The organism is Kluyvera sp. (assembly GCF_965301105.1).
In genome coordinates, this window is the sequence record NZ_CBDKZX010000079.1 from 1 (window position 1) to 17,538 (window position 17,538).

Annotated in this window: 19 protein-coding genes; 13 read left to right on the forward strand and 6 right to left on the reverse strand. The window is 53.5% G+C overall.

Annotated elements, in window-relative coordinates:
• Nucleotides 1–610: flagellar motor switch protein FliG (fliG, locus tag ACW14G_RS18930; RefSeq protein WP_455648725.1), on the reverse strand; the 610-nt coding region annotated here is incomplete at its 3' end.
• The gene (fliF, locus tag ACW14G_RS18935) at nucleotides 603–2,273 is read right to left on the reverse strand and encodes a flagellar basal-body MS-ring/collar protein FliF (protein WP_249023080.1); all 1,671 of its coding nucleotides are present in this window, start codon (nucleotides 2,271–2,273) and stop codon (nucleotides 603–605) included. The genes fliG and fliF, both read right to left, overlap by 8 nt.
• Nucleotides 2,274–2,489: 216 nt before the next feature.
• Here fliF and fliE point away from each other — a divergent pair, with 216 nt between their 5' ends.
• Together fliE and yedD are read left to right on the forward strand one after the other, a co-directional pair.
• Nucleotides 2,490–2,801, forward strand: a complete 312-nt coding sequence (gene fliE, locus ACW14G_RS18940; RefSeq protein ID WP_163448962.1) for a flagellar hook-basal body complex protein FliE — start codon at nucleotides 2,490–2,492, stop codon at nucleotides 2,799–2,801.
• Nucleotides 2,802–2,950: 149 nt separating this feature from the next.
• Nucleotides 2,951–3,364, forward strand: a complete 414-nt coding sequence (gene yedD / locus ACW14G_RS18945; RefSeq protein ID WP_163449010.1) for a lipoprotein YedD — start codon at nucleotides 2,951–2,953, stop codon at nucleotides 3,362–3,364.
• 42 nt (nucleotides 3,365–3,406) lie between these two features.
• Here the strand turns inward: yedD and fliT are convergent, their stop codons facing one another.
• From fliT to fliD, 3 genes are read right to left on the reverse strand one after another with little or no spacing between them, the layout of a single operon-like run.
• Complete coding sequence (gene fliT, locus ACW14G_RS18950; RefSeq protein ID WP_163449009.1) at nucleotides 3,407–3,781, reverse strand: flagella biosynthesis regulatory protein FliT; 375 nt, start codon at nucleotides 3,779–3,781, stop codon at nucleotides 3,407–3,409.
• Nucleotides 3,781–4,191, reverse strand: coding sequence for a flagellar export chaperone FliS (gene fliS, locus ACW14G_RS18955; protein ID WP_064544546.1), 411 nt, complete (start codon nucleotides 4,189–4,191; stop codon nucleotides 3,781–3,783). The genes fliT and fliS overlap by 1 nt, the downstream gene beginning before the upstream one ends.
• Before the next feature lie 24 nt (nucleotides 4,192–4,215).
• Nucleotides 4,216–5,622, reverse strand: coding sequence for a flagellar filament capping protein FliD (fliD, locus tag ACW14G_RS18960; protein WP_249023081.1), 1,407 nt, complete (start codon nucleotides 5,620–5,622; stop codon nucleotides 4,216–4,218).
• A 265-nt stretch (nucleotides 5,623–5,887) separates the two neighbouring features.
• Between fliD and ACW14G_RS18965 the strand changes: the two genes are divergently transcribed.
• The 8 genes from ACW14G_RS18965 to sdiA all read left to right on the forward strand — a co-directional run bounded on the left by ACW14G_RS18965 (nucleotide 5,888) and on the right by sdiA (nucleotide 13,602).
• Nucleotides 5,888–7,675 (forward strand): FliC/FljB family flagellin, encoded by a 1,788-nt coding sequence (locus tag ACW14G_RS18965; RefSeq protein ID WP_223802845.1) that lies wholly within the window; start codon nucleotides 5,888–5,890, stop codon nucleotides 7,673–7,675.
• A gap of 166 nt (nucleotides 7,676–7,841) precedes the next feature.
• Nucleotides 7,842–8,561, forward strand: a complete 720-nt coding sequence (locus ACW14G_RS18970; RefSeq protein WP_064544586.1) for an RNA polymerase sigma factor FliA — start codon at nucleotides 7,842–7,844, stop codon at nucleotides 8,559–8,561.
• A gap of 60 nt (nucleotides 8,562–8,621) precedes the next feature.
• The gene (gene fliZ, locus ACW14G_RS18975; RefSeq protein ID WP_223804202.1) at nucleotides 8,622–9,173 is read left to right on the forward strand and encodes a flagella biosynthesis regulatory protein FliZ; all 552 of its coding nucleotides are present in this window, start codon (nucleotides 8,622–8,624) and stop codon (nucleotides 9,171–9,173) included.
• An 85-nt stretch (nucleotides 9,174–9,258) separates the two neighbouring features.
• Nucleotides 9,259–10,059: a cystine ABC transporter substrate-binding protein gene (gene tcyJ, locus ACW14G_RS18980; RefSeq protein WP_163449006.1), complete on the forward strand. Its 801-nt coding sequence runs from the start codon at nucleotides 9,259–9,261 to the stop codon at nucleotides 10,057–10,059.
• 81 nt (nucleotides 10,060–10,140) lie between these two features.
• A complete protein-coding gene (gene dcyD / locus ACW14G_RS18985) occupies nucleotides 10,141–11,127 on the forward strand; it encodes a D-cysteine desulfhydrase (protein ID WP_249023082.1) in 987 nt (328 codons plus the stop codon).
• A gap of 13 nt (nucleotides 11,128–11,140) precedes the next feature.
• Nucleotides 11,141–11,809, forward strand: a complete 669-nt coding sequence (tcyL, locus tag ACW14G_RS18990) for a cystine ABC transporter permease (protein WP_064544553.1) — start codon at nucleotides 11,141–11,143, stop codon at nucleotides 11,807–11,809.
• A complete protein-coding gene (gene tcyN, locus ACW14G_RS18995; RefSeq protein WP_455648726.1) occupies nucleotides 11,806–12,558 on the forward strand; it encodes an L-cystine ABC transporter ATP-binding protein TcyN in 753 nt (250 codons plus the stop codon). Before tcyL ends, tcyN begins: the two co-directional genes overlap by 4 nt.
• 321 nt (nucleotides 12,559–12,879) lie before the next feature.
• Entirely contained in the window at nucleotides 12,880–13,602 is a 723-nt protein-coding gene (gene sdiA / locus ACW14G_RS19000; protein WP_249023083.1) for a transcriptional regulator SdiA, read from the forward strand.
• A 70-nt stretch (nucleotides 13,603–13,672) separates the two neighbouring features.
• On the opposite strand, the gene ACW14G_RS19005 is transcribed toward sdiA, so the two are convergent.
• Entirely contained in the window at nucleotides 13,673–13,897 is a 225-nt protein-coding gene (locus tag ACW14G_RS19005; protein WP_064544561.1) for a DUF2594 family protein, read from the reverse strand.
• A gap of 456 nt (nucleotides 13,898–14,353) precedes the next feature.
• Between ACW14G_RS19005 and uvrY the strand changes: the two genes are divergently transcribed.
• From uvrY to pgsA, 3 genes are read left to right on the forward strand one after another with little or no spacing between them, the layout of a single operon-like run.
• Entirely contained in the window at nucleotides 14,354–15,010 is a 657-nt protein-coding gene (gene uvrY / locus ACW14G_RS19010) for a UvrY/SirA/GacA family response regulator transcription factor (protein WP_064544562.1), read from the forward strand.
• A complete protein-coding gene (uvrC, locus tag ACW14G_RS19015; protein ID WP_271459018.1) occupies nucleotides 15,007–16,839 on the forward strand; it encodes an excinuclease ABC subunit UvrC in 1,833 nt (610 codons plus the stop codon). Before uvrY ends, uvrC begins: the two co-directional genes overlap by 4 nt.
• A gap of 55 nt (nucleotides 16,840–16,894) precedes the next feature.
• Complete coding sequence (gene pgsA / locus ACW14G_RS19020) at nucleotides 16,895–17,443, forward strand: CDP-diacylglycerol--glycerol-3-phosphate 3-phosphatidyltransferase (RefSeq protein WP_064544567.1); 549 nt, start codon at nucleotides 16,895–16,897, stop codon at nucleotides 17,441–17,443.
• Nucleotides 17,444–17,538 lie beyond the last annotated feature (95 nt).

Below are 17,538 nucleotides of genomic sequence, written 5' to 3' on the forward strand. Positions count from 1 at the left end.
TGATAATTTCTGCCGCCGTTCTCACGCCGCCCATTTTGCTGCGCTTGAGGTTCTGGCCGTCGAGCAGACCGTTCAACACCTCTGTCAGTTCCGCCAGCGCGGCCGGCTGCACGCCGCCGAAGGTGGCGATACGCAGCATGACGTCGTGTCGCAGACGTTCATCGAACAGCGCCAGAATATCGGCCGCCTGACCACGCTTGAGGTGGACCAGAATGGTGGCGATGATCTGCGGATGCTCGTCGCGAATAATATCGGCGGCGCTCTGCGGTTCCATAAAGTTGAGCGTCTCGATCCCGCTGGTGGTTTCGCGGGTTTCGAGAATATCCTCCAGCAGGCTGGAGGCGCGCTCTTCGCCCAGAGCTTTAACCAGCACCGAGCGCAGATATTCATTGGCGTTAACGCTCAGCGCCGCGAACTGCTCGGCCTCTTGCTCAAACTCGGCCAACACGTCGGTCAGCTGTTTATTCGAGATCTGTTTGATGCCCGCCATGGCGGTACTGAGCTGCTGTACTTCGCGGGTGCTGAGGTGCTTAAACACCTCAGCGGCGCGATCTTCGCCAATCGTCATCAGCAAAATGACGCTTTTGTCGATTCCGGTAAGATTACTCATGGTCGTTATTCATCCATTGGCGAATGACCAGCGCCACGACGCGCGGATCGTTATCAGACATTTCGCGAATACGCTGGCTCATCACCTCGGCGCTCAGGCGCTGGTTGGCACGGCGTTGCTGGGTCTGTTCATCTTTACTGAGGCGAACCTCAACGGCTTCCTGAATTTCCTGCTGCGCTTTGGCTTTTTCCACCTCGGCCAGGGCGGCCTGTTCACGGCGCACAAGCTGCGGTTTAATCGCTTTACGCCACAGCAGCCAGGCAACAATCAGCACCAGCAGCCAGCGACCGGCGGACATCAGCTGATCGATAAACGACTGCTGCTTCCAGAACGGCAGTTCACCACCGCTGTCATCGCTGCTGTTAAACGGCGAGTTGACCACGTTCAGGGTATCGCCGCGCTGGCTGGAGAAGCCCATCGCCTCGCGGGTTAAATCTTCAATCTGTTTCATCTGATCGCTGGTCAGCGGCAGCGGCTTACCGTCTGGCAGATTGCGATAGTTGACCACCACGGCGACCGACAGACGCTGAACATCGCCAACGTTCTTTTTGGTGTGCGAAATGGTGCGATCGAGTTCGAAGTTGCTGGTTTCGCTACGCTGGGTATTGCGTGGACCGGTGGTGGCGGCTGTGCGGGTATTGGCATTCTGCGCGTTGCCCTGATTCGCCGGCGGATTGGCAATCGGCGCCGACGGCGCCGGTGCCGGGGTGTTTGACAGCGCGCCAGGAACGCCGCCCGGATACGGGCTACCGACTTGGTCGTTTTCGCTCACCTGACGCGAACGAATGGCGGCCTGGTTAGGATCGCCGTTCGGGCGATACTGTTCGTCGGTTTGCTCTTTATTATCGAAGTTTACCTGCGCGGTGACCTGCGCATGCACATTACCGTTACCGACGATCGGCCCAAGAATCGCTTCAATACGGCGCTGAACGCGGCCTTCAACGTCGGCGGTGTATTTCAGCTGCGCGTCATTCAGGTCACGAGCGCTGGTATTGGACTGGGTCAGCAGATGGCCGCCCTGATCGACCACGGTGACGTTGCCCGGCGGTAAACCCGCTACGGCGCTGGAGACCAGATGGACCACCGCGGAGATTTGCCCTTCATCAAGCGCGCGGCCCGGTTCGAGGTTGACGGTAATGGAGGCAGAAGGGGATTTCTGCTCGCGTACGAACAGCGAAGGTTTTGGCATCGCTAAGTGCACGCGGGCGCTTTTGACCGGACCGAGGGTTTCGATGGTACGTGACAGTTCACCTTCCAGCGCGCGCTGGTAGTTCACCTGCTCGCTGAACTGGCTGATGCCGAATTTTTCCTGATCGAGCAGTTCAAAACCTACCGCGCCGCCTTTCGGCAGGCCGAGTTGGGCCAAACGCAGGCGCAGTTCATGCACTTTGTCAGCGGGCACTTCCAGCGCCCCGCCGTTATCGGCGAAACGATAGGGGACGTTCATCTGGGTCAGTTGGGTCACGATGGCCCCCCCGTCCTGATCGGACAGGTTACTGAACAGCGTGCGATAGTCCGGGGATTTGGCCCACAGTACCATTGCCACGAGAATAGCCACCGCGGCGGCACCGGCCACCATCAGTGGAATTTTTGGATTAGCGCGCAGGCGATTGACCCATTCTACAGTTTTATTTTGTGGCGTAGCCGTAGCACTCGCGCTCATTGCGCACCTCGTCGATCCTGATCAATGGCGTTAAACGTAAACGAAAACAAAGCAGACTCCCTGGCGCAAAACACATAAAGACAGCTATGCCATTATTTGATGCTTCGGGAAATTTGATGGGCCAAATAACCCGTTTTTATAGCGCTATTTAGCGCCTTTATCTTATTGACAAACTGGTAAGCTCGTTCCCAGGTTTAACACAATCTGGGAGTCAACATGGCGATTCAGGGTATTGAGGGCGTGCTGTCGCAGATGCAGGCAACGGCATCAATGGCGCGCAGTCAAAGCGTGGATACACAGCCAACCATCAGCTTTGCCGGGCAGCTGCACGCGGCGCTCGACCGCATCAGCGATACGCAAAATAGCGCCAAAGCGCAGGCGGAGAAGTTTTCACTGGGAGAGCCAGGCATCGCGTTGAACGATGTGATGACCGATCTGCAAAAAGCATCTGTTTCATTGCAGATGGGGATTCAGGTGCGTAATAAACTGGTGAGCGCCTATCAGGAAGTGATGGGGATGCAAGTCTAGCTTCTGTCACTCTCTCAATGGAGTTCAATGTTGGGAGAGTCCTGCCTCCGTTCGTCCGGATTACCCTCTACGCACCGTCTTTTCCGTGAAACCCCCGCAGGTTTAACGCTATAATGTTTCTGTTTTTTTCTCCCGGAACAGGATGAATAATGAAAAAATTAGCCATTGTGGCAGCGCTGATGACGCTGGCGGGCTGTGCGCAGATCGAAGACTACTCAACCGTGGTGAAATCACCTGCTCCGGCGGGGCTGGCGGGCTACTGGCAGACCATGGGGCCGCAGCGCGCGCTGGTCAGCCCGGAGGCGATAGCCAGCCTGATTGTCACTCGCGACGGCGACACGCTGGACTGCCGCCAGTGGCAACGGGTGATTGCGCTGCCGGGTAAACTCACTCTGCGCGATAGCGATGTCTACAACGTGACCAACAAGCTGGATGTTTATGCGGTGGAGCGCGATGGCAATTCGCTGAAATACGATGGCATGACATTGCAGCGGGTTGAGCGGCCCACGGTAGAATGCGCCAACGCATTGACTAAAGCGCCGCTGCCGTCGGTATTGCCGTAAGATTTGGTCGCTCCGGCATGGTTGATGCCGGAGCGCTATTTATCAGTGATTCAGGTCTACATTATCCTGCGGAACCAGTACGTGACCGCCCTGATTACCGTAGGTCGTCATCACCGTTTTCTGGATTGACGATTGTCCCACCAGTTTCGCCAGTTCGTCCATACGGGCCTGCAACAGGCGCTTTACGGTATTTTCGTTATCAAGCACTTTACGCAGCATCGGGCGAAGCTGTTCCTGAAGCGGTTCCGTTGGCTGGCTCTCTCGCGTCAGTTGAGCAATCTTTTGCACCGCATTGACGTACTCCATTTCGCTGGCGATTAATTCGTCCCACAGTCCCTCCGTGGCAAGCCGTAGCATCAGATTGCTTTTTTCAACCAGCTTTTGGTACGACAGATAAAGGTGCGGTGCATGGCTCATTAGACGGCGTCCTGAATCAAGTTAGGCGTAAGAAGAGATTCCTTCCAGGCATCAGCGATGTTGCGCATTAACGCCTCAACTTCCTCAATGGCGCTCACATCATTGTGCAGGTTGGCTTGCAGAAGGCGTCTGACCATATAGGCATACAGCGACAGCAGGTTCTGCGTCAGCTCGTCGCGGCTGTCCTCATCCAGGCCAATTTTCAGCCCGTTTTCGATAATGTTGATGGCTTTCGACAGGGAAAGACCTTTCCCTTGCTGGTTGCCGTCCTGCATAAACAGGCGGGCGCGGATCAGCGCGCTGAGCGCGCCGTCAAACAGCATGGTGACAAGCTGCTGTTGACTGGCGCTCATGACGGCGCTTTCCACTCCAATCTGTGCGTAGGCCTGCGTACCTTTTGCCCCGTACATGATGTCTCTCCCGATCAAAAGTGATTACTTGGAATTGCTGGTCGATTCAAACTGCTGCGTCAAGTAGCTGCTGGTACTGTTCAGCGAGGTCATTAACACATCCAGCTGGGTAAACTGTTCTTTGTAGCGCGCAACCTGCGCATCGATACGATCGCTGGCGGCGTTGTAGTCTTTGGTTAATTTGTTCAGCGTTTTGCTGACGCCATCGGTGGCGGCCTTGATGATGCCGGTGGTGGAAAGCCAGCTGGTCAGGTTGGTGCCGATGGTGGTGGTGATACCGGTTTTTTTGCCGTCACCGACGATCAAAGTACCGACGCCGGTAGCGTCTTTTTTCAGCGCGGCGGTGAGTTTGTCGGCATCCAGTTCAAGCTGGCCGGTGCTCGGATCGGTAGAAATACCGATCTGCGCCAGCGTTTTGAACTGTGAGGAGCTGGCGCTGTTGCTCAGCATGCTTTTGAGCTGAGTCTGAATCGTGCGCAGCGTCGAGTCGCCGAGCAGGGCGCCGTTGTTTGCGCTCTGGCTATCGGAACCCGGATCTACGGCGGTGTATTTTGTCAGGCTGCTAAAGGTGTCCAGCAGCGAGTTATAGGCGGTGACCCAGTCGCTGATGGCCTTTTGCGCCTTGGTGGTGTCCTGAGTGATGGTCAGCGTCTGGTTGCCGGTGGTGACATCGTTCAGGTTCAGGGTGATGTTTTCCAGCGCGTCGCTGATGGTGTTGCTGCTGTTCTCAATGGCGACGTTGTTGACGGTCAACTGGGCGTTCTGCGCAATAACCGAGACATCCATCCCGTTGCTGCTGGCATTGGCGTCATAACCCATAAAGCTTTGCAGCGCATCGTCGCCTTTGACGGTCAACGTCATGGCGTTATCGCTTCCGGTGTCATTTGCGGTCACCGACAGACGATATTCGCCGTTACCAACGTTGATGATACTGGCGCTGACGCCTGCTTTCGCGTTGTTGATGGCATCGCGAATACCGCTCAGCGAGGAGTTGGCCGCGCTGATATCGATGGTGATCGGATCTTTGCCGCCGCCTTGCTGAATGGTCAGCGTGCTGTCGCTGGTGGCGATTGCGGTTTTGGTATCGCTTTTGGTGGTGCTGGTGGTCAGCGTTTGCGCCTGCGCCAGATGGCTGATGCTGATGGTGTATTTCCCGGCAATCGCATTCCCTGCCGTAGTGGCGCTAAATGCGGTGCTGCTGCTGGTGGTGGTGGTGGCGGAAAACAGGTCAGCCTTCGACAACGCGGTGTTAGCGGTCTGGAACGTGGTCAGCGCGCTTTTCAGCGTCCCGTAGGCGCTCAGCTTTGCGGTATAAGACGTCTGCTGTTTAGAGATAGGCGTCAGCGTCGCCTTCTGGGCGGCGGTGAGGCTATCAAGAATGCTGCTTAAATCCAGGCCCGACCCGACTCCCAGCGATGAAATACTTGCCATGTGATTTCCTTTTATCTGTCGACACGTAGAACGAATACCGGGGTTATCGGCCTGAATGTCACAAAGTTTACGCTTAATTCTAAATTTTTAATGGCGGGAATAAGGGCAAGAGAAAAGAGTAATTCGACGGCTAAAAAAAAGCGTGATTGCGAAAAAAAATTCTAAAGGTTGTTTAACGGCAGACGATAACAAGTTTGACGGCGATTGAGCCGACGGGTGGAAACCCATTACGTAATCAACGACTTGCAATATAGGATAACGAATCATGGCACAAGTCATTAATACCAACAGCCTCTCGCTGATCACTCAGAACAATATCAACAAGAACCAGTCTGCTCTGTCGACTTCTATTGAGCGTCTGTCGTCTGGTCTGCGTATTAACAGCGCGAAGGACGATGCTGCGGGTCAGGCGATTGCTAACCGTTTCACCTCCAACATCAAAGGTCTGACTCAGGCTGCGCGTAACGCCAACGACGGTATCTCTCTGGCGCAGACCACTGAAGGCGCGCTGTCTGAAATCAACAACAACTTACAGCGTGTGCGTGAACTGACCGTTCAGGCCACTACCGGTACTAACTCCGATTCTGACCTGGCTTCTATCCAGGACGAAATCAAATCCCGTCTGTCTGAAATTGACCGCGTATCCGGTCAGACCCAGTTCAACGGCGTGAACGTGCTGTCTAAAGATGGTTCTCTGAAAATTCAGGTTGGCGCGAACGATGGTCAGACTATCTCTATCGACCTGAAGAAAATTGACTCTGATACTCTGGGGTTGAACGGTTTTAATGTGAATGGGTCCGGTACTGTAAATAATAAAGCTGCAACCGTTAGTAATCTGACGGCTGCAGGCGCTACTGAAACAGCTCCTGGTTCTGGCCTTTATAATCTGAAGACTTTGAATGATGCAGTTACTGCTAATGATGCTTTCGCTAAGCTGCAAACTGGCGATACGGTTGATGTTACTGTCAAAGGGGCAACTAACACAACAACGACATATACCTATGATGCTGCAAAAGGGAACTTCACCTATGATGCAGCCGTAGCCAATACAGGTGTTAAAGCATTCGCTGGTGGTCTGGTGCCGTCAACGGGGACTGTGTCAGGTGTATATACCGCTACAAATGGTTCAACCGATAGCGTCGATTTTGATGTGGACACTAATGGTAATGTAACTATCGGTGGTAAAACCGCTTATCTCGACAGCGCAGGAAACCTGACGACAAACAACGCTGCTGGTGCGGCGGCCGGAGTTAAGTTCGATGATTTGATGCAAGCAGCGGCTGATAACTCTAAAGCTGGTACTCCAATCACATCCTCTCTGAGCCTGAATGGTACGACTTACAACTTTAATACTAGTGGCGCAAATGCTGGTCAGATGACTTACACCGCTACTATATCTAAAGATGAAGTAATGGCAATGGCTGCTGGTGCCGATTCAACTGGTACTCCCGCGAACGGTACAGTTATTGATGCTAAAGTTAATTATACCTCTGGTGTTATGGCTGGTAGCATCGATTTCGATGGTGCTAAGGTTGGTAAAGCAGCTGGTACTTATAAAGATGCATCAGGAAATCTGACGAGCGTTGCAAGCTTTACTACTCAATATAAAGTTGACCGCGATACTGGTGCTGTAACAGTTAATGCTAACTTGTTAGCAGATGGTGTGACTGTAGATAACAGCAGTTCTAACCCATATGCAAAAGCTGTAGGTTCTGATGTGTTCGTTACAGCTTCAGGTAAAGTTACTACTGAAGCTACTGCTGCAGGCACTGCAACCAAAGATCCTCTGGCTGCCCTGGACGCTGCTATCAGCTCCATCGACAAATTCCGTTCTTCCCTGGGTGCTATCCAGAACCGTCTGGATTCTGCGGTAACCAACCTGAACAACACCACCACCAACCTGTCTGAAGCGCAGTCCCGTATTCAGGACGCCGACTATGCGACCGAAGTGTCCAACATGTCTAAAGCGCAGATCATCCAGCAGGCCGGTAACTCCGTGCTGGCGAAAGCCAACCAGGTACCGCAGCAGGTTCTGTCTCTGCTGCAGGGCTAATCGCTCTCAACCTGACTCAACCCCGCCTCGGCGGGGTTTTTTTGTTACTGAAATTTCACTTTACTGCGCAAATAACCCCACATTTCTCCCACTGTTCCACCGATTAAAACGGCTATAGAAACGGATAATCGTGCCGATAACTCATATTAATGCAGGGCTGTTTATCGTGAATTCAATGTATACCGCTGAAGGTGTAATGGATAAACACTCGCTATGGCAACGCTATGTGCCGTTGGTGCGCCATGAAGCGCTGCGCCTCCAGGTGCGTTTGCCGGCGAGCGTGGAACTGGACGATCTGCTCCAGGCGGGCGGTATCGGCTTATTGAATGCTGTTGAACGCTATGACGCTCTGCAAGGTACGGCATTTACCACTTACGCAGTGCAACGCATCCGTGGGGCGATGCTGGACGAATTACGCAGCCGTGACTGGGTGCCGCGTAGCGTCCGGCGGAACGCGCGTGAAGTTGCGCAAACGCTGGGTCAACTGGAGCAAGAGCTGGGACGAAACGCGACGGAAACCGAAGTCGCGCAGCGATTGGGGATTGCGGTTGAGGAATACCGTCAGGTGCTGTTAGATACCAATAACAGCCAGCTTTTTTCCTACGACGAGTGGCGAGAAGAGTATGGCGACAGCATTGAACTGGTGACGGAAGAGAATCAGCACGAAAATCCTCTGCATCAACTGTTGGAAGGCGATCTTCGCCAGCGCGTGATGGAGGCGATTGAAGCCTTACCGGAACGTGAAAAGTTGGTGTTAACCCTCTATTACCAGGAAGAGCTCAATCTCAAAGAGATTGGCGCGGTGCTGGAAGTCGGGGAATCCCGCGTCAGCCAGTTGCACAGTCAGGCGATCAAGCGTCTGCGCATCAAGCTGGGTAAGCTGTAGGTTGGTATAACGTTACGTTCAACCAAAGAATGCCGCATTAATCAATGAAAACCCGGAGTTATCATGATGATGCAGGTAAAAAGACGGCCGTTAAGCCGCTATTTGAAAGACTTCAAACACAGCCAAACACACTGCGCGCACTGTCATAAACTGCTCGACCGCATCACGCTGGTCCGGCAGGGGGAGATAGTCAATAAAATCGCGATATCCCGTCTCGATACCCTGATGGACGACGCGGCCTGGCAGCAGGAACGCGATGCGTGGTCGGCGCTGTGCCGTTTCTGCGGCGATCTGCACTGCAAAGAGCAGAGCGCCTTCTTCAATATCATCGGCTTCAAACAATACCTCCTCGAACATACCGACATGAGCGCCGGTACCGTACGTGAATACGTCGTACGTTTGCGTCGCCTGGGCAACCACTTTTCCGCGCAACAGGTGCCGCGCACGCTGTTGCTGGAGCGCCAGGCTGACGTCAAGCTGGAGGCGTGGCTGCCGGATACCAGCACCAACAATTATCGTATTGCACTACGTAAATACCTGCGATTTCATCACCAGCAGGCGCTGAACAACGCACAAAACTTCGCAGACCGTGAAACCTCTGATATATATTAAATTGGAATAACATGGATCTTATGGGTGTTTGTCATTGATGATGAACGGTTTACACTACGGAAAAATAATGTTTTTCGGGGGTATAATGAAACTGAAGTTTCTGGGTCGTCAGGCGCTGATGGGCGTAATGGCCGTTGCGCTGGTTGCGGGAGCAAGCGTGCAAGCCTTTGCTGCCGAAAATTTATTAAACCAGGTTAAAGAACGCGGCACGCTGCGCGTTGGGCTGGAAGGGACCTATCCTCCGTTTAGTTTCCAGGGTGATGACGGCAAGCTGACCGGTTTTGAAGTCGATTTCGCGAATGAACTGGCTAAACACCTTGGCGTTAAGGCCGATCTGAAACCGACCAAATGGGACGGTATGCTGGCGTCGCTGGACTCCAAACGTATCGACGTGGTGATTAACCAGGTCACCATTTCGCCGGAACGTCAGAAAAAATATGACTTCTCCACCCCTTACACCATTTCCGGTATTCAGGCGCTGGTGAAGAAGGGCAGTGAAGACTCCATCAAAACCGCGGCGGACCTGAAAGGTAAAAAAGTCGGCGTTGGTCTGGGCACCAACTATGAAGAGTGGCTGCGTCAGAACGTGCAGGGCGTGGACATCCGGACTTACGACGATGACCCGACCAAATATCAGGATCTGCGCGTTGGCCGAATCAACGCCATTCTGGTTGACCGTCTGGCGGCACTGGATCTGGTGAAGAAAACCAACAATACGCTGGCGGTGGCCGGTGATGCGTTCTCCCGTCAGGAATCAGGCGTTGCGCTGCGTAAAGGCAACGACGATCTGCTCAAAGCAGTGGATAGCGCTATTGACGCCATGAAGAAAGACGGTAGCCTGAAGGCGCTGTCCGAAAAATGGTTTGGAGCTGACGTTACGCAGTAATCGCTCTGAAGGAAAAAAGGCGCTGAAAGGGCGCCTTTTTTTATTTACGGCGCATAATAAAAACGAGACTAAGGAGATGCTATGTCACTGCAAAATTTAACCCGTTTTCCGCGCCTTGAGTTTATTGGCGCGCCGACGCCGTTGGAATACCTGCCGCGCTTTTCCGACTACATCGGGCGCGACATTTTTATCAAGCGCGATGACGTCACGCCGCTGGCGATGGGCGGAAACAAACTGCGTAAACTGGAGTTTCTCGCTGCCGACGCGCTACGCGAAGGGGCCGACACGCTGGTGACCGCTGGCGCGATTCAATCTAACCACGTGCGCCAGACGGCGGCGGTGGCGGCAAAATTGGGGCTGCACTGCGTGGCGCTGCTGGAAAACCCGATGGGGACGAAGGCAGAAAACTATCTCAGCAACGGCAACCGTCTGCTGCTGGATCTGTTTAACACCCAAGTCGAGATGTGCGAGGCATTAACCGACCCGAACGCGCAGCTGGCTGAACTGGCGACGCGTCTCGAAGCGCAGGGCTTTCGTCCTTATGTGATTCCGGTTGGCGGTTCAAACGCGCTGGGTGCCCTGGGTTACGTGGAGAGTGCGCTGGAAATTGCGCAGCAGTGCGAAGGTGCGGTGTCGATTTCCTCCGTGGTGGTCGCTTCCGGCAGCGCAGGAACGCATGCCGGTCTGGCCGTGGGGCTAGAACAGGTGATGCCGGAGGCCGAGCTGATTGGCGTCACCGTTTCCCGCAAGGTGGCCGATCAACTGCCGAAAGTGGTCACGCTTCAGCAGGAGATTGCGCGCAGCCTTGAACTGACGGCTACTGCCGGAATCACGCTGTGGGACGACTATTTCGCCCCTGCCTACGGTATTCCGAACGACGACGGCATGGAAGCGGTGAAACTGCTCGCGCGTCTGGAAGGCATCCTGCTCGACCCGGTCTATACCGGCAAAGCGATGGCTGGGCTCATCGACGGCATCAGCCAGAAACGCTTCAAAGATGAAGGGCCCATTCTGTTCATCCATACCGGCGGTGCGCCTGCGCTGTTCGCCTATCATCCTCACATTTAAATAGAACGCGCTCATGCAAGAAAGTATTCAATTAGTGATCGACTCCGCGCCGTATCTGCTCAAAGGCGCGGTCTTTACCCTCCAGCTCAGTATTGGCGGGATGTTCTTTGGGCTGGTTCTGGGCTTTATTCTCGCATTGATGCGCCTGTCGCCCATTGCGCCGGTGCGCTGGCTGGCACGTTGCTATATCTCTATTTTTCGCGGCACGCCGCTGATTGCCCAGCTATTTATGATCTACTACGGTCTGCCGCAGTTTGGCATCGAACTGGATCCGATTCCGTCGGCGATGATCGGCTTGTCGCTGAATACCGCAGCCTATGCTGCCGAAACGCTGCGTGCGGCGATTTCGTCGATCGATAAAGGCCAGTGGGAAGCGGCGGCGAGTATCGGTATGACCCCGTGGCAGACGATGCGCCGGGCGATTCTGCCGCAGGCGGCGCGCGTGGCGCTACCGCCGTTATCGAACAGTTTTATCAGCCTGGTGAAGGATACCTCGCTGGCGGCGACGATTCAGGTGCCAGAACTGTTCCGTCAGGCGCAGCTGATCACCTCGCGTACGCTGGAAGTATTCACCATGTATCTGGCTGCATCCCTGATTTACTGGGTGATGGCGACCGTGCTGTCGGTGCTGCAAAACTATTTTGAAAATCAGCTTAACCGCCAGGAGCGAGACCCGAAATGAGTGCAATTGAAGTCAAAAACCTGGTTAAAAAATTCCACGGACAGACCGTGCTGCACGGTATTGATCTTGAGGTGAAAGAGGGCGAAGTGGTGGCGATTATCGGGCCAAGCGGTTCCGGCAAAACCACGCTGCTGCGCAGTATTAATCTGCTGGAACAGCCGGAGAGCGGCACCATACGCGTCGGCGATATCACCATTGATACCGCACGCCCCATCGGCCAGCAGAAAGGGCTGATTCGCCGTCTGCGCCAGCACGTCGGCTTCGTGTTCCAGAGCTTCAATCTGTTCCCGCACCGTACGGTGCTGGAGAATATTATTGAAGGGCCGGTGATCGTGAAGGGCGAGGATAAAGCCGGGGCGGTTGCTCGGGCTCGCGAGCTATTGGGCAAGGTGGGGCTTTCAGGTAAAGAAGAGAGCTATCCGCGCCGTCTTTCCGGCGGCCAGCAGCAGCGTGTGGCGATTGCCCGAGCGTTGGCGATGCGCCCGAATGTGATCCTGTTTGATGAACCGACGTCGGCACTGGATCCCGAGCTGGTGGGGGAGGTGCTGAACACCATCCGCGCGCTGGCGCAGGAGAAGCGTACGATGGTCATCGTGACTCATGAAATGAGCTTTGCTCGTGATGTCGCTGACCGTGCCATCTTTATGGACCAGGGGCGGATTGTGGAGCAGGGCGAAGCCAAAGCGCTGTTTGCCAACCCACAGCAGGCCCGTACCCGCCAGTTCCTCGAAAAATTCCTGATGCAGTAGTCGCTTTGAGGTACGCCAGCAATACACGCTGGCGTGCCTTCTACGGGACTTAATTCGCATAGCAAATAATGACGCCCCTGTACCATCGCCTTTTTAATGAAAAATTTTACTTAAGCATGCCCAATCAATAGGTAAATATTATTCCGTCTGAAAGGTCCATAAAGCGCCGGAAAGCCGGAATATCGTGCGCTAAGTTACAGAAATGAGGCAAATTAAGATTATTTCAGGCAGGCGTGATATTTTATACATATAAATAAGATTTATGTGTTAGGTTTCTGTATTCATAAAAATGATTATTGATCAGGGGGTTTCTCGTTCGTTATGAGAGACGATGATTTTTTCAGTTGGCGGCGGGAAATGCTGCATCTTTTCCAGGCGGCTTCGGCAAGTGAACAGATATACGCGCTACTTCAAGCGCAAACAGAATATCTGGAATACGATTTCTTCGCCCTGTGCGTCCGGCATCCGGTGCCGTTTACCCGGCCGCGTATTTCTGTGTATACCACCTATCCTGATGCCTGGATGTCGCATTATAAGTCTGCGAACTATATGGCTATCGATCCGGTGCTAAAACCTGATAATTTCTCGTTGGGCCACTTACCCTGGGACGATGAGTTGTTCAGCGACGCGCAGGAGTTGTGGCAAGCCGCGCGCGCACATGGTCTGCAAACCGGCGCCACACAATGCCTGATGTTGCCTAACCATGCGCACGGTTTCCTGTCGGTGTCGCGTACCCGTACGCCGGGATCTATTCAGGACCAGGATGAAATCGCTTTGCGTTTACAAATTCTGCTGGAAATGAGTCTGCTGGCGCTATTACGCGTAGAAGATGAAATGGTGATGCCGCGGGAGATGAAATTCAGCAAACGGGAATTAGAAATTCTGAAATGGACGGCGGAAGGGAAAACATCTGCGGAGATCTCGATGATTTTGTCGATTTCCGAGAATACGGTGAATTTCCATCAAAAGAACATGCAGAAAAAATTTAATGCGCCGAATAAAACGCAGATTGCCTGCTATGCAGCGGCGATTGGATTGATCTGACCTGTATTCGCGTTCTGCGTGCCAGACGGCAAACCGGCTGTCAGCAGCGATGCTGACAGCCGGTTTTTTATTACTGGCGGTAAGCTTGTTTAATTTGCTTAACGGTGCTGGAAAATACGGCAGCCTGAGCTTCATCTTCTAACTGCGCAATTTGCTTTTCCATTTTAATAATCACGCGGCCAGCATCAGCCTGGCCCATCGCCTGCAGCATCAGGGTCAGAAGAGACTTCAGGCAGGAAACTTCCTGGGCCAGATTTTGATTATTTTCTGCAGTGGAAAAATCAGGTGTGCTCATTTATTGCCTCGTACAATTTCTGCGCATTATGCGCGATGCGGATTATGAAAGCGGCGCAGTATACCACAAGCCGGGAGAAAAAAAGGAGTGCCTGTTTTTTGTGCGCTGCTCAGATCTGATATTAATTATTATTTCGTCTGCGTAGACAGCAGGTTAGGCGCAAATTGTTTAAATACGGTTTTGTCATCGTTAATTGTTGTTACATATTATAAGGGCTATTTATCAAATATACGACAAAGCGCCTGTTTACGCCGTTAATCCCTGTAAGCATACTGATATCTGCCATCGGCATCTTACTGTTTTTTAGCGTTTTCCAGTCTCTGTACATGATTATTGCCAAAAACGAGATCAAAATCGGAGCCCTGGCATTTTTAGACTTTCACAGATGATATAAAACCCGGTAGTATGGGGGAATTAAGCAGTAGTAGCGTTATCCCTATTCTGGAGATTATTCCTTTGATCAACGTCCTTCTTGTTGATGACCACGAACTGGTGCGCGCAGGGATACGACGCATTCTCGAAGATATAAAAGGTATTAGAGTCACCGGCGAAGCCAACTGCGGGGAAGATGCGGTTAAGTGGTGCCGTGCCAATCCTGTCGATGTTGTATTGATGGACATGAATATGCCTGGCATCGGTGGCCTTGAAGCAACGCGTAAAATTGCGCGTTCAGCGGTGGATACCAAAGTTATCATGCTAACCGTACACACGGAAAACCCACTGCCGGCGAAAGTTATGCAGGCTGGTGCAGCAGGGTATCTGAGCAAAGGCGCCGCGCCGCAAGAGGTGGTTAACGCTATTCGCTCGGTGTTCTCCGGTCAGCGCTATATCGCGTCAGACATTGCTCAGCAAATGGCGTTAAGCCAGATTGAGCCGGAAAAGACGGAATCGCCATTCTCCAGTTTGTCTGAACGTGAATTGCAGATTATGCTGATGATCACTAAAGGTCAGAAGGTGAATGAGATTTCAGAGCAGTTGAATCTGAGTCCCAAGACGGTGAACAGTTACCGCTACCGTATGTTTAGCAAGCTGAACATACACGGTGATGTTGAGCTGACTCACCTGGCAATTCGCCATGGCCTGTGCAATGCGGAGTCGTTAGCAAGTCAGTGAGTGATGTTTTTGATTCAAAAGCCTTTCTGAAAACCGTAACCAGCCAGCCCGGCGTTTATCGTATGTATGATGCCGGCGGCACGGTTATTTATGTTGGCAAAGCCAAAGATCTCAAAAAGCGCCTTGCCAGCTATTTTCGCGCTCAGGTGTCTTCTCGCAAAACGGAAGCGCTGGTGGCGCAAATCGCCCAGATTGATGTCACCGTCACCCACACCGAAACGGAAGCGCTGCTGCTGGAGCATAACTATATTAAGCTCTATCAGCCGCGCTACAACGTGCTGCTGCGTGACGACAAATCGTATCCCTTTATTTTCCTCAGCGCGGATGCCCATCCGCGTCTGGCGACGCATCGCGGCGCCAAGCATGCCAAAGGCGAGTACTTCGGTCCTTTCCCCAACGGTTATGCGGTGCGGGAAACGCTGGCCTTGCTGCAAAAAATCTTCCCTGTTCGCCAGTGCGAAAACAGCGTTTATCGCAACCGCTCGCGTCCTTGCCTGCAATACCAGATTGGTCGCTGTCTGGGGCCATGCGTGAAGGGGCTGGTCAGTGAGGAAGAATACGCGCAGCAGGTGGACTATGTACGTCTGTTCCTCGCGGGGAAGGACGATCAGGTGCTGACGCAGCTGATTGCGCGCATGGAGAAAGCCAGCCAGGCGCTGGCATTTGAGGAAGCCGCGCGCATCCGCGATCAGATTCAGGCCGTACGGCGAGTGACGGAAAAACAGTTTGTCTCGAATAACGGGGACGATCTGGACGTTATTGGCGTGGCGTTCGAGGCTGGAATGGCCTGTGTGCACGTGCTGTTTATCCGCCAGGGCAAAGTCCTCGGTAGCCGCAGCTATTTCCCCAAGGTGCCGAGCGATACCGAACTTGGCGAAGTGGTAGAAACCTTCGTTGGCCAGTTCTATTTCCAGGGCAGCCAGATGCGCACGCTACCGGGCGAGATCCTGCTCGACTTCTCGCTCAAAGATAAAACGCTGCTCGCTGACTCTCTCTCTGAACTCGCCGGGCGACGTATTCAGGTACAGACCAAACCACGCGGTGACCGCGCGCGCTACTTAAAGCTGGCGCGCACCAACGCGGTGACTGCGCTGTCGACTAAACTTTCTCAACAGTCTACCGTACATCAGCGCCTTCAGGCGCTGGCTATCGAACTGAAGTTGCCGGCGATCAAGCGGATGGAATGTTTCGACATCAGCCACACTATGGGCGAGCAGACCGTGGCCTCTTGCGTGGTGTTTGATGCTAACGGCCCGCTGCGTGCCGAGTATCGTCGCTACAACATTACCGGCATTACGCCGGGCGATGACTATGCGGCGATGAATCAGGTGCTGCGCCGTCGCTACGGTAAAGCGATTGATGAAAGCAAAATTCCGGATGTCATTCTTATCGATGGTGGCAAAGGGCAGTTGGGCCAGGCGAAAGCGGTTTTTGCTGAACTCAACGTACCGTGGGATAAGCATCACCCGCTGTTGCTCGGGGTGGCGAAAGGCAGTGACCGTAAAGCCGGCCTCGAAACGCTGTTCTTTGAGCCGGAAGGTGAGGGATTTAGTCTGCCACCGGACTCTCCGGCGCTGCATGTGATCCAGCATATCCGCGACGAATCGCACGATCACGCTATCTCCGGGCACCGCAAAAAGCGCGCTAAAGTGAAAAGCACCAGCTCGCTGGAGACCATTGAAGGCGTTGGGCCGAAGCGACGTCAGATGCTGCTTAAATATATGGGCGGGCTGCAAGGTTTACAGCAGGCCAGCATTGAGGATATCGCTAAAGTGCCGGGAATCTCGCTTGGCTTAGCAGAAAAGATCTTCTACTCGTTGAAACATTAGGGGCTCTGTAGCAACATAGGGCTAATATTTACTAACAACAGATAGTTACCACGCCATGCAATATAATATCCCTACATTGCTTACGTTGTTCCGCGTCATCCTGATTCCGTTTTTTGTGCTGGCGTTCTACCTTCCGTTCGTCTGGGCGCCGTTTGTCTGCGCGCTGATCTTCTTTGTGGCCGCCGTCACCGACTGGTTTGATGGCTATCTCGCTCGTCGCTGGAACCAGAGCACCCGCTTTGGCGCTTTCCTCGATCCTGTTGCGGATAAAGTGATGGTGGCGATTGCCATGGTGCTGGTGGCGGAGCACTACCACACCTGGTGGGTGACCTTACCGGCCGCCACGATGATCGCTCGCGAAATTATTATCTCCGCGTTACGTGAGTGGATGGCCGAGCTGGGCAAACGCAGCAGCGTTGCCGTCTCGTGGATTGGTAAAGTGAAAACCACCGCGCAGATGACCGCGCTGGTGTGGATGCTGTGGCGTCCGAATATGTGGGTTGAGTGGGCGGGTATTGCGTTATTCCTCGTGGCAGCAGTGCTGACGCTGTGGTCTATGCTGCAATATCTCAACGCCGCGCGCGGCGATTTGCTTCAAGAGTGATCGTTTCGGCGTAATTTTCAGCAAACGATACAAAGTTGCGAAAAATACCGTTGACTCACCGCGTGAGATAAGTAGAATGCAACGCATCGAACGGC